Source organism: Nocardia sp. MH4, from assembly GCF_019266065.1.
GTDB lineage: Bacteria > Actinomycetota > Actinomycetes > Mycobacteriales > Mycobacteriaceae > Nocardia > Nocardia canadensis.
In genome coordinates, this window is sequence record NZ_LPNR01000111.1 from 1 (window position 1) to 23474 (window position 23474).

18 protein-coding genes are annotated in these 23474 nt (G+C 68.4%); 7 read left to right on the forward strand and 11 right to left on the reverse strand.

Going from position 1 to position 23474, the window contains the following annotated elements; all coding sequences use genetic code 11:
• On the reverse strand, nucleotides 1-545 hold a 545-nt coding region (locus tag ATM97_RS21390), incomplete at its 3' end, for a DUF6542 domain-containing protein (RefSeq protein WP_374104888.1).
• A 51-nt stretch (nucleotides 546-596) separates the two neighbouring features.
• Complete coding sequence (locus ATM97_RS21395) at nucleotides 597-1745, reverse strand: DNA recombination protein RmuC (RefSeq protein ID WP_218719827.1); 1149 nt, start codon at nucleotides 1743-1745, stop codon at nucleotides 597-599.
• Nucleotides 1746-1879: 134 nt separating this feature from the next.
• Here ATM97_RS21395 and ATM97_RS21400 point away from each other — a divergent pair, with 134 nt between their 5' ends.
• Both ATM97_RS21400 and ATM97_RS21405 read left to right on the forward strand, forming a co-directional pair.
• Nucleotides 1880-3076 carry an exonuclease SbcCD subunit D gene (locus ATM97_RS21400; RefSeq protein WP_218719828.1) on the forward strand — a complete coding sequence of 399 codons (1197 nt, stop codon included), beginning with the start codon at nucleotides 1880-1882 and terminating at the stop codon, nucleotides 3074-3076.
• A 34-nt stretch (nucleotides 3077-3110) separates the two neighbouring features.
• Nucleotides 3111-6926 (forward strand): AAA family ATPase, encoded by a 3816-nt coding sequence (locus tag ATM97_RS21405; RefSeq protein ID WP_218719829.1) that lies wholly within the window; start codon nucleotides 3111-3113, stop codon nucleotides 6924-6926.
• Between the two features lie 68 nt (nucleotides 6927-6994).
• Here the strand turns inward: ATM97_RS21405 and ATM97_RS21410 are convergent, their stop codons facing one another.
• The 7 genes from ATM97_RS21410 to ATM97_RS21440 all read right to left on the reverse strand — a co-directional run bounded on the left by ATM97_RS21410 (nucleotide 6995) and on the right by ATM97_RS21440 (nucleotide 13956).
• Nucleotides 6995-7636, reverse strand: coding sequence for a YitT family protein (locus tag ATM97_RS21410; protein ID WP_218719830.1), 642 nt, complete (start codon nucleotides 7634-7636; stop codon nucleotides 6995-6997).
• Nucleotides 7637-7787: 151 nt separating this feature from the next.
• Nucleotides 7788-8300 carry a methylated-DNA--[protein]-cysteine S-methyltransferase gene (locus tag ATM97_RS21415; RefSeq protein WP_218719831.1) on the reverse strand — a complete coding sequence of 171 codons (513 nt, stop codon included), beginning with the start codon at nucleotides 8298-8300 and terminating at the stop codon, nucleotides 7788-7790.
• The gene (locus tag ATM97_RS21420; RefSeq protein ID WP_218719832.1) at nucleotides 8297-9844 is read right to left on the reverse strand and encodes an Ada metal-binding domain-containing protein; all 1548 of its coding nucleotides are present in this window, start codon (nucleotides 9842-9844) and stop codon (nucleotides 8297-8299) included. Before ATM97_RS21420 ends, ATM97_RS21415 begins: the two co-directional genes overlap by 4 nt.
• Nucleotides 9845-9933: 89 nt before the next feature.
• Nucleotides 9934-10116, reverse strand: a complete 183-nt coding sequence (locus ATM97_RS21425; protein WP_308248579.1) for a YbdD/YjiX family protein — start codon at nucleotides 10114-10116, stop codon at nucleotides 9934-9936.
• Nucleotides 10117-10214: 98 nt separating this feature from the next.
• The gene (locus ATM97_RS21430; RefSeq protein WP_218719834.1) at nucleotides 10215-12467 is read right to left on the reverse strand and encodes a carbon starvation CstA family protein; all 2253 of its coding nucleotides are present in this window, start codon (nucleotides 12465-12467) and stop codon (nucleotides 10215-10217) included.
• A gap of 231 nt (nucleotides 12468-12698) precedes the next feature.
• Nucleotides 12699-13109 carry a VOC family protein gene (locus ATM97_RS21435; protein WP_218719835.1) on the reverse strand — a complete coding sequence of 137 codons (411 nt, stop codon included), beginning with the start codon at nucleotides 13107-13109 and terminating at the stop codon, nucleotides 12699-12701.
• 4 nt (nucleotides 13110-13113) lie between these two features.
• Entirely contained in the window at nucleotides 13114-13956 is an 843-nt protein-coding gene (locus tag ATM97_RS21440) for a helix-turn-helix domain-containing protein (protein WP_218719836.1), read from the reverse strand.
• 396 nt (nucleotides 13957-14352) lie between these two features.
• Here ATM97_RS21440 and ATM97_RS21445 point away from each other — a divergent pair, with 396 nt between their 5' ends.
• The 4 genes from ATM97_RS21445 (at nucleotide 14353) to ATM97_RS21460 (ending at nucleotide 18677) form a co-directional block, all read left to right on the forward strand.
• Nucleotides 14353-15264 (forward strand): zinc-binding alcohol dehydrogenase family protein, encoded by a 912-nt coding sequence (locus ATM97_RS21445; protein ID WP_218719837.1) that lies wholly within the window; start codon nucleotides 14353-14355, stop codon nucleotides 15262-15264.
• Between the two features lie 80 nt (nucleotides 15265-15344).
• Nucleotides 15345-16439, forward strand: a complete 1095-nt coding sequence (gene ychF / locus ATM97_RS21450; protein WP_218719838.1) for a redox-regulated ATPase YchF — start codon at nucleotides 15345-15347, stop codon at nucleotides 16437-16439.
• Nucleotides 16440-16667: 228 nt separating this feature from the next.
• Nucleotides 16668-17888: a hypothetical protein gene (locus ATM97_RS21455; protein ID WP_218719839.1), complete on the forward strand. Its 1221-nt coding sequence runs from the start codon at nucleotides 16668-16670 to the stop codon at nucleotides 17886-17888.
• A gap of 168 nt (nucleotides 17889-18056) precedes the next feature.
• Complete coding sequence (locus ATM97_RS21460) at nucleotides 18057-18677, forward strand: hypothetical protein (RefSeq protein ID WP_218719840.1); 621 nt, start codon at nucleotides 18057-18059, stop codon at nucleotides 18675-18677.
• A 74-nt stretch (nucleotides 18678-18751) separates the two neighbouring features.
• Here ATM97_RS21460 and ATM97_RS21465 read toward each other — a convergent pair whose 3' ends face one another.
• On the reverse strand, nucleotides 18752-18934 hold the full coding sequence (locus ATM97_RS21465; RefSeq protein ID WP_218719841.1) for a hypothetical protein: 183 nt from the start codon (nucleotides 18932-18934) through the stop codon (nucleotides 18752-18754).
• Between the two features lie 625 nt (nucleotides 18935-19559).
• Here ATM97_RS21465 and ATM97_RS21470 point away from each other — a divergent pair.
• Nucleotides 19560-21464 (forward strand): hypothetical protein, encoded by a 1905-nt coding sequence (locus tag ATM97_RS21470; RefSeq protein ID WP_218719842.1) that lies wholly within the window; start codon nucleotides 19560-19562, stop codon nucleotides 21462-21464.
• A 398-nt stretch (nucleotides 21465-21862) separates the two neighbouring features.
• On the opposite strand, the gene ATM97_RS21475 is transcribed toward ATM97_RS21470, so the two are convergent.
• Nucleotides 21863-23200 carry a recombinase family protein gene (locus ATM97_RS21475; RefSeq protein ID WP_218719843.1) on the reverse strand — a complete coding sequence of 446 codons (1338 nt, stop codon included), beginning with the start codon at nucleotides 23198-23200 and terminating at the stop codon, nucleotides 21863-21865.
• Nucleotides 23201-23474 lie beyond the last annotated feature (274 nt).

Sequence of the window (23474 nt, forward strand, 5' to 3'; positions counted from 1 at the left end):
TGGCGGCCGGTGTCGCCCGCGGTCTCGGGGCGGCGGCGCTTGGCCGGCTTGCGCTCGGCCTTGCGTTCGGTCCGGCGCTCGGCGGACAGTGGCTGGGCGGTGGCGGGGGTGCGCTTGGCGATCGCGATCCGCGCGCCGCCGACGGCCAGCACCAGCACGGTGGCCAGCATCATCGTCGGGAACCGCTCCACCAGCGGGATGATCAGGTTCATCAGCACGTCTTTGATGGAGGTGGTGGCGCGCCCACCCAGCAGCTGACAGGCCACCGGCACCGCGACGAACAGCAGCAGCGGCGGCATGACCATGGTGGAGAACAGCCCGCGGAACCGCACGGCGCACACCGCCAGCACACAGCCGAGCACATACAGCGCCGAGAAGGTGCCCGTCGGGTAGGTCTCGCCGCCGATCGCGTCGATCACGAACCCGAACATCGTCATGCCCGCGGCAAGCAGAATCGCGGCCCAGGCGGGGATGCCGGGCACCGAGGGCAGGATCGAACGTTGCGGCGCGGGCACCCGGGGTCGCGCACGTTGGGAAGCAGCCACACTATGACACTAACCGCACAACGCGCCGTCAGGCGCTGCGGCACGGGGATCTCAGCGGCGATCCTCGGCGTCGGCGAACGCCACGGCCCGCGGTCTGGCCTCGGTCAACCGGATTGCCGGGAGCTCCTGATCGCCGATGCCGAGATCGTGCATCCGGCGTGCGGTGACCAGCACCCGCGACTCGACCGAGCCGACGGTGGCGTTGAAAGCCGCTACTGCCTTACCGAGATTCACCCCGAGATTGTCCAGGTGATCGGCCACCTTGCCGACCCGGGTGTAGAGCTCCTTGCCCAATTGCTGCACCGTTGCCATATCGCGCGACAGCGCTTCCTGCCGCCAACTGAACGCGACCGTCCGCAGCAGCGCGATGAGTGTAGTGGGGGTTGCCAGGATCACGTTCCGCCCGAACGCGTACTCCAGCAGCCCCGCGTCGGTGGTGAGCGCGGCGTCGAGGAAGGGATCGCCCGGCACGAACAGCACGACGAACTCCGGCGCCGGATCGAACGCCGCCCAGTACGCCTTGTCGGCCAGCTGGTCGACGTGGGCGCGCAGGTGCTTGGCGTGCCGGGCCAGCAGCTGGTCGCGGGCCGTGGGGTCGTCGGTGGTCGCCGCGTCGAGGTAGGCGGCGAACGGGACCTTCGCGTCGACGACGATGTGCCTGCCGCCCGCCAGCCGCACCACCAGGTCCGGCCGCACCCCGCCGCGGTCGTCGGCGCCCGCTCGGTGCACCTGGGTGTCGAAATCGCAGTGCCTGGTCATGCCCGCGAGCTCGACGACCCGCTCCAGCTGGATCTCCCCCCAGCGGCCGCGGATCTGCGGCGCGCGCAGCGCCGCGACCAGCTGCCCGGTCTGGTCGGAGAGCCGGTGCGAGGTGCGCTGCATCCCGGCGACCTGCTCGCGCAGTCCCGAGTACGCGTCGATCCGGTGGTGCTCGACCTGGCGGATCTGCTGTTCGAGCGCGTCGACGGCATCCCGCAGCGGATCGACCATCGCGCCGATCGCGGCCGAATGCCTGCGCGCCGCATCCTCGTTCGCCGCGTGCAGCGATTGCTGCAGCAACCGTTGATTGTCCCCGGCCGCGGCTAGCCTGGCCTCCGCCGCGGCGGCACGCTGCCCGCCCCGGGCGGAATGCCCCAACCAGCCGAGACCGAATCCGGCGGCGAATACCAAGACGAGCGCGACGAGCATCGAGGCGGTCATAGCGGCGATAGTGCCGCAAGCCACCGACAAACTCGCAATCACCGAGCAACCCGGGCGTGGTGACGCGCCGGTGCGCGACGCCCGTGGGGTGCGTCGATTGAATTCTGTCGGGGGTGTGGCCTAAGTTTCGCGGCATGCGGATCCTGCACACCTCCGACTGGCACATCGGGCGCACCTTCCACGGTGTCGACCTGCTAGCCGACCAGGCGGCGGTGCTGGCATCGATCGCGGAGCTGGTCGCGGCGGAGTCGGTCGACGTGGTCGTCGTGCCGGGTGACGTCTACGACCGGTCCATCCCCAACGCCGACGCGATCGCGGTCTGCAACCGGGGGTTCGAGGCGATCCGGGCCGCGGGCGCGGTGATCGTCGCGACTTCGGGCAACCACGATTCGCCCGCCCGGCTCGGCGCGGGCGCCAGTTTCGCGGCGGCGGGCGGGCTGCATCTGTGCACCCGGGTCGCCGATGCCGATCGGCCGGTGCTGCTGGCCGACGACGACGGCGAGGTGGCGTTCTACGGGATCCCGTATCTGGAGCCCGAGATCACCCGCGTCGAACTCGGTGTGCCGCAGGCCCGCTCGCACGCGGAGATCCTCGACGCCGCGATGGGCCGCATCCGCGCCGATCTCGCCGGCCGTCCCGGCACGCGCACCGTCGTGCTCGCGCACGCCTTCGTCGTCGGCGGGGAGGCGACCGGTTCGGAGCGGTCGATCTCGGTCGGTGGGGTGGAGACGGTGTCGATGTCGGCGTTCGACGGTATCGACTATGTGGCGCTGGGCCACCTGCATTCGCCGCAGACCCTCTCGGAATCGGTGCGCTACAGCGGTTCTCCGCTGCCGTACTCCTTCGCCGAGAACTCCCATCGCAAGGCGGTCTGGATCGTCGACCTCGACGCCGACGGCCTGGCCGCGGTGCACCGCCACGACCTGCCGCTGGTGCGCGGGCTCAGCAAGCTCACCGGCACCCTCGACGAGCTGCTCACCGAGCCCGGATTCGCCGACGCCGAAGCGCATTACGTCTCCGCCACACTCACCGACAGCGCTCGCCCGGTCGACCCGATGCGTAAGCTGCGCGAGCGGTTTCCGCACGCGGTCCACGTGGAATGGGTACGCCCCGAGGGCAATCCGGAACTGCACTACCGCGAGCGGGTGCACGGCCGCCGCGATGTCGAAGTCGCGGCGAGTTTTCTGACCGATGTGCGTGGGGAGCCGACGGGAGGCGAGATGAGGTGGGTGGAGCGCGCGCTGGCCGCCGCCGTGCGCGAACCCGATGCCGGACGGGCTGAGACCCGGCGCGTCGCGGACGAATTCGACGCCATGGACGTGACCGCGTGAGTTCGGTGCCCGGCGGCGTGCTCGGCGGTGCCGCGTGAGACTGCATCGCCTGGAGATGGTCGCGTTCGGCCCCTTCGCCGAGTCCACCGTCGCCGATTTCGATGTGCTCGGCGCGGACGGCCTGTTCCTGCTGCACGGTCACACCGGCGCGGGCAAGACCAGCATCCTCGACGCGATCGCCTTCGCGCTGTACGGGCGGGTGCCCGGCGCGCGGGGGGAGGGCAAGCGGCTGCATTCCGATCACGCCGACCCGCAGACGCCGCCGAAGGTGATCCTCGACGCGACCCTGGGCGGTCGCCGCCTGCGCTTGACCCGCAGCCCGGCGTTCGAGCGGCCGAGCAGCCGCGACAGCACCCGGTTCACGGAGGTGCAGGCCAAGGGCACCCTGGAATGGCTCGACGGGTCGGGCGAGAATCTGTCCCGGCTCACCGATATCGGCGACGAGGTCGTGCGCCTGCTCGGCATGAGCGCCGACCAGTTCTTCCAGGTCGTGCTGCTGCCCCAGGGCGATTTCGCCAAGTTCCTGCGCGCCGAGAACGAGGACCGGGAGAAGCTGCTCGAAAAGCTCTTCGACACGCAGCGATTCGGCACCGCGGAGACCTGGCTGGCGGACCGGCGCCGGGCCGCGGAGGCCGACCTCACCGCGCGCACGCAGGGCATCGATCGGCTGATCACCAAGGTCGGCATGGCGGCGGGCTACGGCGGCGCGGAATCGGTCGGGCTGCCCGACGCGGTGGCGTGGTCCCAGGACCTGCTGGCCACCGCGCGCACCGAGCTGGCCGAGGCGAACGCGAATGCCGAACTCCGCCAGAAGGACTCGACCGAAGCGCGCGCCGAGGCCGAAGAGCAGCGTCGCGTGGCCGGGCTGCACGCCCGGATGGCGGCGGCCCGCGCGGAACTGGCCGACTACGCCGCCGACGCCGCGCGCCGGGCCGAACTGGAACGCGAACTCGAACAGGCGCGCCGGGCCGAGCCGGTGGTGCACGCCATCGACGAGGCGCGCTCGGCGGTGCGCGCGCTGCGTCGGGCGGAGGCGTCGACCCGGGCCGTCGCCGGTGAGCTCGCCGTTCAGCTGGGTGCCGAGGCGGCCGCGGATATCGCCGGACTCGACTTGCTGACGGTGGTCTTCGACGACGCCGATGACGCACCTGCCGTGGAGTCCGGTGCGAGGTCGGATTCCGCTGATGGCGTCGCGGATACGCGACCGGACGACGTTGCCGGCGCCGACAGTCGATCGTTGGAGAGCACCCGGCGACGTGGTGTGCGGCGTGCCGATCTCGGCCGTGTGCGCGATGTCGAGGGTGACCTCGACGGTGCGGTCAGTCAGTGGAACGCCCTGCTCGGTGTGCTCGGCGAAGTCCGAACCGACGCCGAGATCGCTCGTCAGCTCGCCGCCGATCTCACCGAACACGAGACCGAAGCCGCGCGGCTGACCCAGCGCGCGGGCGAATTCGCCCGGCGCCGTGCCGATCTGCCCGCCGTGATCGCCGGGGCGGGGGAGCAGTTGCGCGAGGCCACCGATGCCGCCGCCGCGCTGCCCGGGCTGCGGACCGAGCTCGGCAAGTGGCAGGAGTCCGCGGCGGCCGCCGTCGAATTGGCCGAGCAGCGACCGGCGTTGGACCGGGCACAGACCGAGTTCGACGCGGCGCGCCGGACCCATCTCGACGCCAGGGAGCGCGTGCTCGATCTGCGCACGCGCCGCTTGGCGGGCATGGCCGCCGAACTCGCTGGTGCGCTGTCGGCAGGCGCGCCGTGCGCGGTGTGCGGCTCCGCCGAGCACCCCGACCCCGCGCGCCCCACCGACGACGCGGTGTCCAAGGACGCCGAGGACGCCGCCACCGCCGCCGAGCAGGCGGCCGAGGCGGCGCGCGACCGGATCGCCGAGCGCATCGGCGTCATCGAACGCGAGATCGAGGCGCTGATCGCCCGTGGCGGCGACGCCGACCCGGTCACCCTGGCCGATGCCGTCCGCACCGCCACCCACCGCTTCGACGACGCCGCCGACAGCGCCGCCCGCGTCACCGCCCTCACCGCGCGCCTCGACACCCTGCGTGCCGAGGAAGCCGCCCTGCACGAGCAGTCCCGCGACCTCGACGCCCGCCTCGGCACCGTCACCGCGACGATCGCGGCCACCCGCACCCGCCTCGACGAACTCACCCTCCGCCTGCGCACCGCCGCGGGCGCCGACGATTCGGTCGACGCCCGCACCACCCGCCTCGAATCCCTCATTGCGGCCGCCACCGCCCTGCGCGCCGCCCGCGCCGAGGAGACCACCGCCCGCGACGCCGTCCGCCATATCGCCACCCGCGTCGAAAACCTCGCCCAGGCAGCTGGTTTCGTGCCCGAGGGCGACGAACGTACGGGCACTGGGCCGGCCACCGTGCCGCACGACGCGACGGCCGATGGCGCGGCCACCGCTGTAGTCGGTGACGGTAGTGCCACGGCTGTGACCGCCGACGGCAGCGTCACACCTGCGACTGCTGACGGCGCCGCCACCGCGGGGACTGTTGACAGCAGCGCCACAGCTGCGACTGCTGGTGGCGCCGGCACGGCCGCGACCGGCGACGGCGGCACCACAGCCGCGAGTGCCCCGGCTGCCGACGGTTCCGGTGCGAGTTCGACGGCCGTCGACACTGTGGGGCCGGCGACGAAGTCGTCGACCGCCGATGATGCTCGAGAGTTGGCATCCGACGACGGTGTGGTGGCTCCGGCACCCGCGAACGGTGCGGTCGACGGCGGTGGATCTTCGCCGGCCGACAGTGGAGGCGGGGCGGGGGAGTCGTCGGGCGACGTCGACGTGCGGGCCGATGACGAATCCGCCGACAGCGCGGACAAACCGCGATCTCGTCCCGAACGAGCCGCGCGCCCGGTGCGCGTCGAGCCCGAGATGCCCACCCTGTTCGACCTTTTCGACGACGACCCGATCGACGACGAACCCGAACCGGCGCCCGAGCCCGCACCGCAGCGCGACGACATCGCCCTGCTCACGGCGTACGCCCAGCTCGTCACCGCCCTCGCCCGCACCGCGGCGCAGCAGTCGGCGATCGAGGCCGAACTCACCGCGGCCGACCGGGCCCGCGCTCACGCCGAGGCCGTCCTCGCCGAACCGCAGATCCGGGCGGTGGCCGAGCAGGTCCCGGCCGACCTGGCCGCGTTGGAGCAGCGCTTCGCCGACGCCCAGTCCGCGCTCACCGCGGCGGTGGCGGCCCAGTCGGCGGCCGCCGAGCGGGTCGCGCAGCTCGAACAGCTGGGGACTCAGCTCTGGGGCGAGGTCGAGCGGATCGCGCCCAAGCAGCGCGATTTCGACGAGCTGGCCACACTGGCCGACGTGGTCGCGGGGCGGGGCGAGAACAATCGCCGGATGTCGTTGCGCTCCTATGTGCTCGCCGCGCGGCTCGAGGAGGTCGCGGTCGCGGGGTCGCTGCGGTTGCGCCGGATGTCGGGCGGCCGGTACGAATTCGTGCACTCCGACAAGGCGGGCCCGCGTGGCCGGCGCGGTGGTCTCGGCCTCGACGTCCGCGACGACTACACCGGCGCGGTCCGCTCCGCGAAAACGCTCTCCGGTGGTGAGACCTTCATGGCCTCACTGGCGTTGGCGCTGGGTCTGGCGGATGTCGTCGCCGCCGAGGCGGGCGGCCTGGTCCTGGACACCCTGTTCATCGACGAGGGCTTCGGCAGTCTCGACGCCGACACCCTCGACGCGGTAATGGGTGTCCTGGACGAACTGCGGGCAGGCGGTCGCGTGGTCGGCGTGGTCAGCCATGTCGACGAGATGCGCCAGCGCATTCCCAGCCGACTGCACGTCGTGCGCGGCCGGACCGGCTCGCACCTCCAAGCAACTGTTGCCTGACGCCCGGAGCGCGGCTCACCCTGGGTAGCTGCTGATCCGGCGGTGGCTCCGCCCCGGACCCGCGCCGATCAGACGGTCGGTTCGGGCACCGGATCGGCCCGGACCTGGCCACCGGCCTTCGGTGCGAACCCCGGCAACCACCCGTCGACATACGGGATCATCAGCTGGATCAGCGGCCCGATGCCGAAGGCGTAGACCAGCGTGCCGATCCCGACGCTGCCGCCGAGCAGCCACCCGGTGGTCAAGACCGTCGCCTCGATGCCGGTGCGGACCGACCAGACCGGCCACCCGGTCCGGGCGACCAGTCCAGTCATCAGTCCATCGCGGGGACCTGGACCCATTCCCGCGCCGATGTAGAGCACGGTCGCCGCGGCGTTCACGATCACGGCGAGCACCATCGCCGCCACCCGTGTCCACAGGGCGTCGGCCTCGGGGATCAGCCACAGTCCGGCGTCGACCGACACCCCGATCACGATCACGTTGCTGACCGTGCCGAGGCCGGGTCGCTGCCGGAGCGGAATCCACGCGAGCAGCACGACGACGCCCGTCACCGCGGTGACGGCACCGAAACTGAGTGGCACGTGCGCGGCGACACCCTGGTGGAAGACGTCCCACGGATCGAGCCCGAGCCCGGCCCGGATCATCACCGCCATCGACGTCCCGTACAACCACAGACCGGTGTAGAGCGCGATCAGGCGACGAGTGAGCATGGGTATCAGCATCCAGGCCAACTGGACCGCCCAAAAGAGCCAATTGCGAGGTACTGGCCTTATTCATCACCAGCCCGGCAATCCAGCGGCCTACTCGGTGTGCGCGCCCACTGTCCGTCCGGCCGCGCGCTCGGCCCGGTGCGCCCCCGCCTCAGGATTCGTGCGCGAGCAACCACCGCTTGACGTCCAGTCCCCAGCGGAACCCGCCCAGCGCGCCACCGATCCGCAGCACCCGATGGCACGGCACGAACAGCGCCGCCGCATTGCGCGCGCAGGCGTTCGCGGCCGCCCTGGTCGCGTCCGGTCGACCGGACAGCCCGGCGTACTCGGTGTAGGTGATCGGCTCGCCAGCGGGCACCTTGCGCAGGACATCCCACGCATGGGTGAGGAACTCGCCCGAGCGCTGCCGGACGGGGATCGCATCGATCGCGGTGAGCTCACCCGCGTGATAGTCGGTCACCGCCCGGGTGACCGCGCCGAGCGAATCCCGCTGTCGCAGCTCGGTGGGACGCAACGTGGGGTGGATGACGCGGGTCAGCTCGGCCGGATCAGCGGTCCAGCCCGAGGCGAGCACCGCGCCGTCGGCATCGACGACGGCGGTGAACGGGCCGATGCGGGTGGCGACGGTCGCGACGTCGGCGCGTCGAATGCTGTTGTCGGTCATGATGCTTCGCTTCCGTTGACGGGTGGGGTACGGCGGGGCGCGGCGATCACACCGCGATGTTCGAGCGCCGTCTTCCACAGGTGCATGGACAGGTAGGAGCGCCAGGGCGCCCAGCGGGTGGTGTGATCGAGATCGAGGCCGGCCAGGGTCGCGCCCTGGCGCACGACCAGGTCGGTGCCGAGCAGGATGTCGGGATCGGCGAGCAGGCGCATGGTGACGTAGTCGGCCGTCCACGGCCCGACGCCGGCCAGCGCGAGCAGGTCGCGGCGAAGCTCGGCCGCCGTGCGGCCCGCGTGCAGGGCCAGGTCGCCGTCGGCGATCGCCCGCGCGGCGGCCACGATGGCCGCCACCCGGCGGGCGGGTCCGGTCAGCACGTCCGCGCCGCGCTCGGCGACCGCCTCGGGGGTGGGGAACAGCCGGGGGGCCGGGCCGTCGATCCGTTCGCCGAGCGCGGCGACCAGTCGCGCGGTGTGCGTCGCCGCGGCTTGGACCGAGATCTGCTGACCGATCATGGTGCGCAGCAACAATTCCGGGCCGTCGAGGCAACCGGGCACGCGAATGCCGGGACCGAACCGATCGCCGGGCACCGCCGTCGCGACATCGCGCAGTCCGGTGTTCGCGGGCGGGACGGCGATGCCGAGACCCTCGTCGATGCCCTCCGGATCGGCGTCCAGGTCGAGCAGGTGTCGCACCCGCGCCACTGTCGGCGCCAGATCGCGCATGTCCCGCAGGGCCAGTTCGGCGCGCACGTGCCCGGACTGGAACGACAACCGAATGGTGGCGTGCCCGTGCGGAGTTCGCAGGCCGCGCGTGTAGACGCCGTCTTCCCACAGTTCCATGCCGGGCACGGTGTGCGCCGACAGGAACCACGACAGCCACCCGGTGTCGATCGGCTCCCGGTACGGCAGTCGCAGCGTGAGCAAACCGGGCGCGGCGGGCGCGACCACATCCGAACGCGGTGAGCGCCGCGACTCGGCGCGCATGGCCGTCGGGCTGACCGCGAACACCTCGCGGACGGTGTCGTTGAACTGGCGGATGCTGGCGAACCCCGCCGCGAAGGCGATGTCGGACATCGGCATCTCGGTGGTCTGGATCAACAGCCGGGCGGTGTGCGCGCGATGCGCCCTGGCCAGGGCCAGCGGGCCGGCGCCGAGCTCGGTGGTGAGCACCCGGGTGAGCTGTCGCTGGGAGTAGCCGAGGGTCGAGGCGAGTGCCGGAACGCCGCCGCGCTCGATCACCCCGTCCCCGATCAGCCGCATCGCCCGCGCGGCCAGATCGGCCCGGACATTCCACAGCGGCGAGCCCGGCGCCGCGTCGGGTAGACACCGGCGGCAGGCGCGATACCCGGCCTGCTGCGCCGCCGCGGCGGTGGGGAGGAACGAGACATTGGCCCGCTTGGGCGTGATCGCGGGGCAGGAGGGTCTGCAGTAGATGCCGGTCGTGCGCACCGCGGTGAAGAACTGCCCGTCGAAGCGGGAATCCCGGGTCGAGACCGCCCGGTAGCAGCGCTCGAAGTCCAAAGCCGTGATCGTCACGGATTCCACAATGCCCGCAGACCGGACGGGCTGCTAGCGGAAATCGGCCACTTATCCCGGGCCTCGGCGGTCGGAAATTCTCGCGCCGCGCGGCGGCCTCAACAGCAGCGGGTGGTGGGGTTTCGCTCGGCCTCGGCATAGCGGTCGCGCCAGTACTGGCGCTCGCTGGGGACCGGGCAGCCGGGATGGTCGCGTCGCAGGTGATCGACGTAGCGCTGGTAGTCCTGACCGCCGTTGATCGCGCTGTACCACCGGGCGACCCCGCGCGCGCCCGCCCACACCCGCGACAACAGCACTCGCACGGTCGGGCGCGGCGCCGTGGCCGCAGGGCGGGGGGCGGCCGATCCGGTGAACCGGCCGTCCCCGTCCCGCGACACACTCACGACACGTGCGCCGATCCGGGTGCGGCCACCTTGCCCTCGGCGATCAGCGCGTCCCACTCCTTCTGCACGTCCTTCTCCGCGGCGGTCGAGACGAAACCGCTGGGCGCGAAGATCTTCGACGGCTGCTCCTCGGACTCGGTGCTCGACACCGTGCCCGAGCGAACGGCCCTGGCACACACGATCGCGCCGACCACGGTGACGATCAGCACCAGCACCGCGAACACGATCGAGAGCGTGCCCTGGATGAAGGTGTTGCGGATGGCGATGTCGACCTGCTCGGGCGTCTTCGCCGTCAGGCAGCCCGTGCCCGCCTCCTTGGCGGCCTGGCACAGGCTGTGCTGCTTCCAGTAGCCGAGCTTGGGGTCGGCGGAGAAGATCTTCTGCCAGGACGCGGTCATCGTGACGAGCAGATCCCAGACCAGCGGAACGCCGGGAATCCAGGCCCATTTCAGCAGTCCGCGCTTGATGATGATGGTCAGCACCACCGTCAGGGCGATCGCGGCGAGCAGCTGGTTGGCGATGCCGAACAGCGGGTAGAGCGCGTTGATGCCGCCGAACGGATCGTTGACGCCCATCAGCAGCACGCTGCCCCAGCCCGCGACGACCAGCAGCGAGCACAGCCACGCGCCGACCCGCCACGACGGATCACGGAACTTCCTGAACCCGCCGCCGAAGTTGCCGAGCGCGTCCGAGACCAGGAACCGCGCGACCCGGGTGCCCGCGTCGATCGTGGTGAGGATGAACAGCGCCTCGAACATGATCGCGAAGTGGTACCAGAAGGCCTTCATCGATTCGCCGCCGAGGAACTTGTGGAAGACCTCGGAGATGCCGACCGCCAGCGTCGGCGCGCCACCGGTGCGCGAGATGATCGACTTCTCACCCACGTCGGCGGCCGCGTCGGCGAACAGCTCCGGCGTCGCCGGCGGGCCGGACAGGCCGAGCGTATTCGTGTACGCCGCGGCCTTTTCCGGGGTGCCGCCGGTGAGACCGAGCGGCGCGTTCATGCCGAAGTACAGGTGCTGATCGATGATCGAGGCCGTGATGATCGCCATCACCGCGACGAACGACTCCATCAGCATGCCGCCGTAGCCGATCATCCTGGCGTTGGATTCCTTGGCCAGCAGCTTGGGCGTGGTGCCCGAGGAGACCAAGGCGTGGAAGCCCGACAGCGCGCCACAGGCGATGGTGATGAACAGGAACGGGAACAGGCTGCCTGCGAACGCCGGACCCGTTCCGCTGTGCGCGAATTCGGAGACCGCGGGCGCCTTCAGCACCGGCATCGTGATCAGGATGCCCGCCGCCAGCAGCACGATGGTGCCGACCTTCATGAACGTCGACAGATAGTCGCGCGGGGCCAGCAGCAGCCACACCGGCAGCACCGAGGCGAAGAAGCCGTAGGCGATCAGGCACCAGGCGATGGTGGTGCGCGACAGCGTGAACCAGTCGGCGCCCCACTCGGTCTCCGACACCCAGCCGCCGCCGACGATCGCCGCCAGCAGCAGCACGATGCCGATCGCGGAGACCTCTCCGACCTTGCCCGGCCGCAGATACCGCAGGTACACACCCATGAACAGGGCGATCGGGATGGTCATCGCGATGGAGAACACGCCCCACGGGCTCTCCCCGAGCGCGTTGACGACGACCAGCGCCAGCACCGCGAGCAGGATCGTCATGATGGCCAGGATCGCCACGATCGCGGCGACACCACCGACCGCGCCCAGCTCGTCGCGCGCCATCTGCCCGAGGCTGCGCCCGCGCCTGCGCGTCGAGGCCCACAGCACCAGGTAGTCCTGCACCGCGCCGGCGAACACCACGCCGACGACGATCCAGATCGTGCCGGGCAGGTAACCCATCTGCGCGGCGAGCACCGGGCCGACCAGCGGCCCGGCGCCCGCGATGGCGGCGAAATGGTGACCGTAGAGCACCCGCCGGTCCATCGGCATGAAGTCTTTGCCGTTGTCGTAGAGCTCGGCGGGCGTGGCGACATCGTCGCGCGGCTTGGTGATCTTCCATTCGATGAACCGCGCGTAGAACCGGTACGCGATGATGTAGGTACAGACCGCCGCGATGACGATCCACACCGCGTTGACCGACTCGCCGCGTACGAACGCGACAATCGCCCACGCGATCGCGCCGAGCACGGCGATCCCCGCGAACACGGCCTTCTTGGCGGTCGTGATCGGCGTGCGATCGACGACACCGACCGGAGGCAAGTCCGGGTCGGTCCGCAGATATTCGATGGTCGCCATGTGCCAACTCTCCTGGTATAACGCGCAGAGCCTAGGGTGAAACATCGACAACGTAGCCGATCGGCCCAGCGCGCCGGACAGGATCACCCACCGTCGCGGCCAAGATGAAATTTTGTTCAGAGTTGGATGGAGCGCTGGCGCGCTCGAGGTCGCGGCCCCTGGACGGCCGCGACCCGCCGCTGCGCGGCGGGCCCCTCCTCGAGGTCGGGGCGTGCGTGGCTGGGAGCGCGGTTACTCGCCCCGGTAGGTGCCGAAGCTCCAGAGGTTGCCCTCCGGGTCGGCGACGCTGAAACCGCGGGAGCCGTAGTCCTCGTCGCGCAGGTCGCGGATGAGGCGCGCGCCGGCCGCGGTGGCCCGCGCGTGCAGTGCGTCGGGTTCGTCGGTGACCAGGTAGAGCGAGGCGACGCCGGCCGGGCGGGTGCCGAAGGGGCTGTCGTCGCGGCCGGTGGAGCCGAACATGATGCCGCCGCCGCCCGGCCAGCGCAGTTCGCCGTGTTCGACGACCGAGGCGTCGTCGTCCCTGGCGTAGACGGCGACCTCTTCGAAACCGAAGGCGGTGGTGAGGAATTCGATCATGGCGCGAGCGTCGTCGAAGGCGAGGCAGGGCCAGACCGTGGTCTGGGTATTGGTTGAAGTGTCCATGTGTTCAGCCTCCCGCCGCGGGGGCGTTCGGGTCTTGGACGGATGGAATCTCCTCGGCCAGCCAGGTCGTCGGGGCGCAGCCGGCCAGCTCGGCGAAGTCGCGGTTCAGGTGCGCCTGGTCGTAGTAGCCGCAGGCGGCGGCGACCTGGGCGATGGAGACATACGACGGCGTGCTCGCCAGCATCCGGCGCGCCCGCTCGAACCGGATGATCCGCGCGGCCAGCTTCGGGCTCGCGCCGAACTCGGCGGTGAACCTGCGGGTCAGATGCTGACGGCTCCAGCCGATCCGCTCGGCCAGCGGAGTGATCTCGCAGGTGCCGCCGGTGCCGACGAGAGTGCGCCATGCCCAGGACAATTCGGGACCGGCGAGGGTGTCGGTGCGGGCGGCGGCGGTGAGCGCGCGATCGCAGGCGATGAAGCGGCTCGGCCAATCCGCGTGCGATTGCACGGCATCGGCGAGCTGATCGCCCAACGGGCCACCGGCGTCGGCGCATTCGATCGAGATGTCCCACAGTTCACTGGCCGGCATCCCGAACAGGACCCGGCTGCCCAGCGGGGTCAGTTCGATCGCGATGCCCTCCTGGAAACCGGTGTGCGCGATGGTCGCCGGGCTCGCTTGCAGGCCGCTCAGGACACAGCGGTAGCTGCCCGGCGCCTGGTGCGGGTCGGTGTGCTCGACCACGTCGATCGTCGGGCCGATGGCGACGATGAAGGTCATGTGCCGTGACGGCAGGCCCCGGTGCAGGCCGGGTTCGAATCCCGCGAGCCGGTAGCCGATATAGCGGTCGATGAATGCCGCCAATATCGGCGCGGGGGTCGCGGTCACCACCTCCGTGGTCGCCTCCATACGGTCACGCTACGCCGGGGGCGGTGCCGGCGACCAGGGCTGTGGGGCGGCGCGCTGATCGCCACGGCAGGGAGCGCACGGGCTTGGTGGCGCGCAGTGGGTCCGAGGAGCGGGGGCGCGAGGGTGCGGACTCGTGTGGCGCAGTGGGCCCGAGGTACGGCGGGCGGATGGCGATCGCGAGAGTGCGTGCTCGGCGCAAGAGCTCGGGCGGCGGGCGATCCGGCCGGTGTGGCGTGACGCACGCGTCTGCTGCGCCGTCGCGGGGTAATCGTGCTGTGAAGGTGCTCTCCGTGCCGTGCGCACGGCGGTGAGATTTAGCACTCACAGGTCCGTGAGCTGTGGTTACGCGCACTCAGCCGGTTACCGTTGCGCCTTCGCCCAATCTCAGGAGGTGTCATGCGGCGAGTTCGGTACGAGCGCAGCGGTGGTCCGGAGGTGCTCGAGGTCGTCGCGGCCGAGGTGCCGGTGGCCGGTCCCGGTGAGCTGCTGGTCAAGGTCGAGGCCATCGGGGTCACCCTCTCGGCCATCCGGCGCATCAACGGTCCGCAGGAGTTGCGGGCCGAGGTGGCCGGTGAGGTCGTCGCGGTCGGTGACGGAGTGGACGACTACGCGGAGGGGTACCGCGTCGTCGGTCTGTGCGCCGACGCCTACGCCGAGTACGTCGTGCTGCCCGCCGACCAGGCCTCGGCCATTCCCGACGGCGCGTCCGCGGTCGACGCCGTCGCGCTGATGCGCAGCGGTCTGGTCGCGCTCGGCGCGCTCGACACCGCGGCGCCGCGGGAGGGCGAGACCGCCCTGATCACCGCCGCCGCCGGTGGTGTCGGCCACCTCGCCGTGCAGCTGGCCCGCGTCCGTGGCGCGGGCTGGGTCGTCGCGGCGGTGTCCGACGAGGCCAAGGCCGAATTCGTGGCCGGGCTCGGCGCGGACGAGGTCGTCACCTACGACCGGCTGCAGGCCGCCAAGCAGGCCGACTTCGGCCTCGACGGCGTCGGCGGCACCGGTCTGGGCGCCGCGATCGGCGCGCTCGCCGAGGGCGGCCGGGTCGTCACCTACGGCACCGGCGGCGGACTCATCGACACCGAGGACCTGCTGGCCGGCGGCAAGACGCTGTCCGGTTTCCGGATCGGCCGCCTCGCCCAGCGCGACCCCGCCCGCTACGAGGACCTGCGCCAGCAGGTCTGGCAGTTCTACGCCTCCGGCCTGCTGCACCCGGTCGTGCACGCCGAGTTCGCCCTCGACGACGCCGCCGCCGCGCACGCCGTCATCGAGCAGCGCGCCAACCTGGGCAAGGTCGTCCTGGTCCCGTGATCGCTGTCGGCCCGCCCCGCCCGTGCGGGGCGGGTTCCGGTGGTTCGCCGACAGGTGGCACCGCGTAGACTCTGCTCCTCGTGAGCCTCACCCTCGGAATCGTCGGCCTGCCCAACGTCGGAAAGTCGACGCTGTTCAACGCGCTGACCAAGAACGACGTGCTGGCCGCGAACTACCCGTTCGCGACCATCGAGCCCAACGTCGGCGTGGTCCCGCTGCCGGACCCGCGCCTGGACAAGCTGGCCGAGATCTTCGGTTCCGAGAAGACCGTGCCCGCCGTGGTGTCCTTCGTCGACATCGCCGGCATCGTGAAGGGTGCCTCCGAGGGCGCGGGCCTGGGCAACAAGTTCCTGGCCAACATCCGTGAGGCCGACGCCATCTGCCAGGTGGTGCGCGTGTTCGCCGACGACGACGTGGTGCACGTCGACGGTCGCGTCGATCCCACCGCCGACATCGAGGTCATCGAGACCGAGCTGATCCTGGCCGACCTGCAGACCCTCGAGAAGGCCATCCCGCGCCTCGAGAAGGAAGCCAAGGTCAAGAAGGACCGCAAGCCGCTGCTCGACGCCGCCAAGGTCGCCCAGGAGTTCCTCAACGAGGGCACCACCCTGTTCGCCGCGGGCAAGAAGGTCGACGGCGAGCTGCTGCGCGAACTGTCGCTGCTCACCATCAAGCCCTTCCTCTACGTCTTCAACGCCGACGAATCGGTGCTCACCGACGAGGCCAAGGTCGCCGAACTCAAGGCCGCCGTGGCCCCCGCCGACGCCGTCTTCCTCGACGCCAAGGTCGAAGCCGAACTCCTCGAACTCGACGACGAGTCCGCCCTCGAACTGCTCGAGTCCATCGGCCAGACCGAACCCGGCCTGCACGCCCTGGCCCGCGCCGGCTTCCACACCCTCGGCCTGCAGACCTACCTCACCGCAGGCCCCAAGGAAGCCCGGGCCTGGACCATCCACCAGGGCGACACGGCCCCCAAGGCCGCCGGCGTCATCCACACCGACTTCGAACGCGGCTTCATCAAGGCCGAACTCGTCGCCTTCACCGACCTGGTCGAGGCGGGCTCCATGGCGGCCGCCAAGGCCGCGGGCAAGGTCCGCATGGAAGGCAAGGACTACGTCATGGCCGACGGCGACGTGGTCGAGTTCCGCAGCGGATTAACCCCTTCGAAGAAGTAGCCTGCCGGGGCTGACCGGTAGATAGTCGGCGCACTCCGGGGGGGCAGGTAACGCATCGGGCTACGTGTGTTCGAAGTATGATCAACAGATCGATGCCAGCACTGATGGGGAGCGTTGTACTTGAGAGATAGGTCATCGAACAGTGCAAAATCTGCCGATCGCCCCCGCGAAGCGGCATTGTGGGGACTATACATCCAATTCGGTAATTTTCGAGACACTTTGGATGGGTTGATTGATTTATCTGGGCTTGTCCCAGGCGATCGACTTGATATCGACTCGCCAAAGATGGCGTTCCGCAAAACGGTAAGAATTTGGAACCAGTCGGACTCAGATGAAGTAATCGAAAAGATATTCAGGAGTACGTTCAGAGATCTCGCCGAGTATCTCAATGACCTTCCAGAGGATGAATCACCTCAGGTGGTCTCAACTGGACTGCGGTCGGTGCAGAAGCATGCTCGTGAACTCAGCGCGGTTGGACCGTCGGTCAATTGGTCGATTGCTTTCGAGAGGACGATCCGGCGTAATTCGCGAACGCATGCGCTGTACTCCTCGCTGCTTGTCTCGGCAACTAGCGCGTTTGAGGTTTTGGTTGCGGCGGTGCTGAGGTGCCAGTACCAAGCGGTTCCGAAGACGCTGTCGAGGTCCGAGAAGCGCTATTCGTTCGCCGATGTTGTTGAATTTTCTTCAATTGAGGAGTTTGGAGAGGCGTGTATCGATGATGCCATTGAGAATGTCATGCGAGGCGACGTTCAGAGCTGGTTCGAGCCGATAAGACGTTGGTATGATATTGGACTCTCGGACATCTCCGACGAATCAGATCAGATTGTCGAAGCCTACCTTCGACGCAATCTAATTGTGCACAACGGCGGAATCAAAAATAGAATCTACCTGTCGAAATCTAAAGACCCCGATGCTGCTGGTGACATGCAGGTCAACATAGACCGGGGCTATGTTATGGAGGTCATCGATCGATTGCAGATCGCTGGTCTCATTCTTGTTGCACGTGTGTTTGATAAGCTGGGTGCAGGTGAAGACTGGGCCAAGGCGGTAAAGCATGATTTGGTTTCGGAATCTTCGTATGACCTCCTGGTGAACGGTAGAAATCGTGCCGTAGTCGAGTTGGGCAATCTGATCAAAATTACCAATTGTGACGGCTCGGCTGACTTGGTTGTCAAGGTGAATCGATGGATTGCGATGAAGTGTCACGCTGGTCTTGAAGCCATCCGGGCAGAGGTAGACCTTTGGGATGTCTCCATACTCAGCATGAGGTACAGGCTTGCGAAGTATGCCCTGCTGGATGATTTTGAGCGAGCGGCAAGATTGGTTCCCGCCGTAGTTGGTACACCAGAGTTGACGCAGGCAGAATTCAACGCTTGGCCTTTGCTTAAGGGGGTTCGTGAATACCTCTCAAATCAGAAGCGTCTTGAAGAGCTAGAAGCGAGCGACTAAGCGCGTCCTAGCCGTAAATTCGCGTGTGCGATTGGCTTGATTTAGTCTTTCTGTCTAACTATTACCACATGCGCATATCGGCGCCGTATTCCCGCCTTTGGGAGCGGTTAAATTATTCGGTTGGGGATATTGGCTTCAAGATATCTGCGGTGTGGGCATACTAGTGTGATGACTGCCTTCATGCTGTCCCCGGATCGTCGCGACCAACTGGCCACGCTCCTCGCGGATGAGGTGAGGTTGCAGACCGAGTATCCGAAGGTCGCCGAGTACCTGGATACGGCCGCCGGGTTGCCCGGTGGGCCGGACCCGGAGCAGGATCGGCTGCTTGACCTGCGGATGCTGCACTTCCTATCTGGTGGTGAGAGCTCGAATCCGTACTGGGACATCGTGGAGCCGCTGCTGGGCGAGGGTGCAGATGGCCGTCAGATCCCTGGAGGCGGTGCGGGAACGGCCCGGATGGGATACACGCAGACCGTTCTGCAGGAGACGTACGCATACGCGATCCCCTCGCCGGGCACGCTCGACTGGATGGTCGAGGCCGCCGGCGGCCGCGGGATCTGCGAGGTCGGCGCCGGGCGCGGTTACTGGGCGGCGATGTTGGCCGACCGGCTGCTTCGTCATGGCGACCGGTTCGAAATTGTGGGCACCCCCATCGAAGGTCACCCGCTGACCGGGACTGTGTTGTCCGAAGCCGATCGTTCCCGCTCGCAGAACCCCCTCTTTCACACGCGTGAGGATGGCTCCACCGGACGTGCCACCACCTATCGGTTGGCGGGTACGAGCCGGTGACGGCTTGGCGCTGTTGAAACCAAAGTTTCACGATGGAGAAGTGTCACGTGCGCGCCCGAACCGCTACACCGAGGTCATGCTCCGCGCCGGGCGGTGACGGACGCCAGGCGATTCCACTGATCGTGGCGGCGGAGTGTGCCGTCGTAGGGGACGGCACACTCCGGCCGGGTGATGTGCAGGGTCTCGGCGTCGGCGTCGGCGTCGTGCACGGCCAGCCAGCCTGGCGACGGAATGGCGGTGCAGTCAGTGCCGACCAACGGCCGGGCACCGTGAGTGCACATTTCGGTGTCGAGCTCGTCGTCGGTGACCAGCTGGCCGTCCGGAGCGACCTGGGGTGAGCGAGTAGCGCGGTAACAGCACGAGCACGGGCTCGCCGTCCAGGATCATCGCGATGATGTCGGCGTCGCTGAGTGAGGCGGGCGACTCCTCGCCGGGGCTAATTGCGAAGTCAGGCAACTGTATAGACCCGAGAGCATGCGTGCTGCCGCAGCTGATCGAGTTGTCGAACAGGTGTTCGCGCGCCGCGGAGGTGGTGTCCCGTGGCTAGGGTCTGCGTCGAGGGGGCGTGTCTCAACCGCATGTCCTCGGCCTGCGTCGTTGGACAGTTACGAAACGGGTCGCCACGTTCCTGGTAGGGCGCGTTTGCCTGTTCGGTGCCCAAAGGCGTCGCCGAAAACAAGGCCTCAGGCGCCCTCGGGCGGCCTGAGGCCTTCTCTCTTCGAGGGTCCGCCCGACGCTGGCTCGCCGCTGGCGGGCGGTTGCGGAAGGCCGTCCGGTGCTCAGCGCACCGCTGCTGATGACTTGAGCGAATGGAATCGGGCCAGAGTTGGAGCGTCCGACAAGTGATGTGGGGGAAGGCTTTCGGTGGCAGGCTGTTATCCCGTGACTGGGATCGAGGCCGCGGCCGTACGCGCTGCGGCGGGGATGAGCGTGCCCGTGGCGAGAGGGCTGTATCGGCGGTGGCGGCCGAAGTCGGACTGGGCTTCGTTGGCCGGGCTTGCCGACGGCCTCGCCGCCGCGATCGACCAGGCTGAACAACAGGTCCAGCGGGAGCTGCGCGCAGGGCCAAGCGGATTCATGCCTGTCCGATTCACCGCTGCAGCGCATCAGCAGGTGGAAGAAGGGATCGACTCGGCCGAGGTCGATGAGATCGCCACCTACTTCGATCTGCTCGATCAGCCACGGCGGTTGGCCATATTGGGCGAGCCGGGCGCCGGTAAGACGGTGGCCGCGACATACCTCGTGCGGAGCCTGATCCAACGGCGCAGCGAACTGGTCGCCGCGCCCCGGCGCGCTGCGGAACCGGTGCCGGTCCGGGTCAATACGGCCGGATGGGACGGCGGGCAAGATTTCTCTTCGTGGCTGGCTACCCGGCTGGAAGTGGACTACGAACTGCCGTCCAAAATCGCCGCGAAGATGATCAGAGCCGGGATGATCCTGCCCGTGCTCGACGGCCTAGACGAAATGGACGACGACACCACCAATGGAGATCGCGCCCGAGCACTACTGGACCGGCTCAACGAACACGACTGGGCACACCGCCCCGCCGTCGTGCTGTGCCGCCGCAGCGAATTCCACCACCTGGCTCAGGTCGGCGGCGACAACGGTTTGCACGGTGCGGCCACGGTAACCGTCGACCCGCTCGCCGCAGACCAGCCCGCCGACTACCTCACCCGCTACCAATACCGGATCGGTGCCAAACACCGTGCCTGGGACCAGATCACCACCCACCTGCGCGAGAACACCGAGACCCCGCTCGCAGTGACTCTGCGTAATCCGTGGATGCTCGGCCTGACCGCCACCACCCTGCACCACGCCCCGCAGACCGCCGCTGCCTTGCTCAGCTACCCCACGCCCGACACTGTCCGCGACGGACTGTTCGCCGCGCAGATCTCCGCCGCGCTAGTCGGCAACGACGACACCGAAAGATTCCGCGACTACACCCCGGATAACGTCGAGAGATGGCTCCAGACCCTGGCGCGACACTTGGAGCACCGCCGCGACACCGGCCGTAACGGCACTGCCATTCGCCTCGACGAAATCTGGGAAATCGCCGGCACCACCCAAACTCGCCTCCTACACATCCTGACTGCCGCACTCCTGAGTGGCCTCGTGCCTGGGCTCGCAGTCGGGCTGGAGGCAGGGTTCTTAGTTGCGCTCAATTTTGGCGTCACGTTCGGGGTCGTCCTTTGGTTCCTGAAGCTTCCTGGCGCGAGTCACATCGCCTGGAAAGTGCCCAGCCGCAGGCGGTGGCCGACAGGACTCTTATCTGGGGTCTTCTCTGGCGGCGTGTTCGGGCTCTTGGTCGCGACTGTGGCCGGGCCCGGGGTCGGACTCGGGGCCGGGGTTGGGGTCGCGGTCATCTTCGGCATTGCATCCGGGCTCACCGCAACTGCCAGGGACCAGCTCGCGATGGGAACCGACGCGCGGTGGCTGATTCGGAACGACATACGGGCGGCTCTCTTCTCAGGTGCGTTGTTCGGGCTCGGGATCGGACTCGCTTTTGGACTCGCATCATCCACGCTTCTGATGGGCCTGATGTTCGGGTTGTCGTCGGGGGTAGTTTTCGCGCTGATGTTCGGCCTCGTGAGTGGCCGGTTCTTTCTGTCCGCACTCCTGTTCAAGATCACCGGAGTCTTCCCAGGTCGGCCCGCCGCCTTCCTCGATTGGGCACGCGGCAGTGGTTTGCTCCGTGTCAACGCCACCGCCTACCAGTTTCGGCACCAGACCTACCAGCAATGGCTCCTGCACGATCCAGGCGTCAAGGGCGACTTCCGGCCCATCTAGTGCCGCACCCCGAGATGTACTCGCCGGATCGCTCGAACCAGAGCCACGGTGCTCAAGCTCCCCTGCGCCGACCGATTGAGATCAAGTTCGTTTGCCGAACACTCCGCTGATGGCCGAGTGCCGACGGCGGACTTGCAGGAGTTGATGTTCGGAAACTCGTTCGGAAATCGGTTGTCTCATCTGGGGGTGTCGAACACGTTTCCAGAACGGGCGGAGGCATGCCGCTGGTGGTTTGGTTCGGGATCAGCTTGGCCGTCGTGCGCGGCCAGGCCTCCGCGCTGGCTTCCTGGCTGGCTCCGTTTGGTGCCAGAGACGCCGCGAATAGGCCGCCAAAAACCGGGGCCTCTAACTAGGTAAAAGCAATGTTCAGCGTATGAATCTGACTGCGCTGTACACGGCTAGCGTGGTGTGATTATCACCGTCTGGGGATCGAACGCCTTCCGTCCGCGAGGGTGGGGGAGTAGTCGCACCGTGCACAGCAGATCGATGATCGCCCGCTGTGCGGCAAGATCGGCGTCATCGAAGGCGTCAACCGGGGACGGCGCCAGCAGGATTGCTGCCGCTGACGGCCCCGCAGCGAGATTTGCTTGTTTCGTATCGAGTTCGGCTAGTATGGCGTTTGCTTCGTCGCGGATTTCCGCATATAGAGCGCCGTCGATCAGCTCGGCTTTGTAATCGGCCCTGGCGCGGTTGATTCGATCGCGCAGCTCTTGCTGTTGTTGAGCCAAGCGAGCGGCACTCTCGTTGTTCTCGGGTACGAGCAGGTCGGACGGGTCAGATTGCCGTAGCCGACGATGTACGAATCCCTCGACAAACTTGTCGATCTGCTGGCGTGACCTCATTACGTGGCCTGCGCACCGGTACCGCGTGCCGTGTGCGCGAACGGGCCTGTCGCAGCCTTCCACGCCACAGAGGTAAAGGCCGGAGCCGAGGTGGCGGCGTTCAGTTCCTTTTCGGTTCGACGCGCGTTCGGGATCGTCGAGGCGCTGCTGGACCGCGAGCCAAAGCCCGTCGGGCACAATCGCCGGCCACTCGCCCCGAACCGGTGCGCCCGCGGCGTCGCGGACGATTTCGCCCTCGAACATGCTCCACCCGGCGTAACGCGGATTGCGAAGGATGCCGAGCACCGAGGTGGGGTTCCAAGGCCGACCGGATCGTGTTGGGAGCGCTGGCACAGAGGGCGGGAGGATCTGCAGGTGAGTCCGGTCTCCCGCCTCGCGCACGACCTGTTGGGCGCCTGAAAGAGCGGCCGCGAGGGCCTTCAGTGACGTGCCTGTCGCGAAGGCTTCGTAGACCTCGCGAACTGCAGTGGCCTCATGCTCGATCACCTCGCCGTCCAGGGTGTACCCCGTGGCGCGGATCCCGCGTGGTGGCCGGCCTTTGCTTGCGCGCTGCTGCTGTGCACGACTTTGCCGGGCACCCTTTCGTTCCATTTCTGCGCGGGCGACAGCTGCCTTGATCCGGGCATACATCCGACCGCCATCGGTCTGCAGATCGGCCTCGCCGTTGGCGGTCACCATCCGCAGCCCGCGGCTCTCCGCCGCATCAATCCAGTCCTCGAGCTGGCGCGGCTGCCGGGTAAGGCGGTCGAGGTCCCAAGTAATCAGCGCGTCGAAGTGGCCGGACTTGAAGTCCTCCACCATCCGGTCGTAGGCGGGGCGCTTCTTGACCTTGCTGAACGCGGATACGCTGTAAGTCGTTGCGCCTGGGGTGAATTGAAGGATCCCCAGGCGCATTGGTTGTTGCGAACGTGGCGCCGGGCGTTGCGGCCAGGTGGTCCGCTGATCGGTCCCGCGGATTCACGATGACAGGAACGCCGTAAGTCCCTCGATCGCTCGATGCGCCGCCGCGTGGTCAGGGCGCGTTCTCGACCGCTGACGCGCGAAGTACTCCACGAGTAGTTCTGGATTGCTCTGCCGCCAGGCTGCGGACAGCTCTTCCACTCGGCTGCTTCCGAGAACATCGGACACCTCCTCGCCGAGGAGGAGCAACGTCGCGACATCGAGGTCG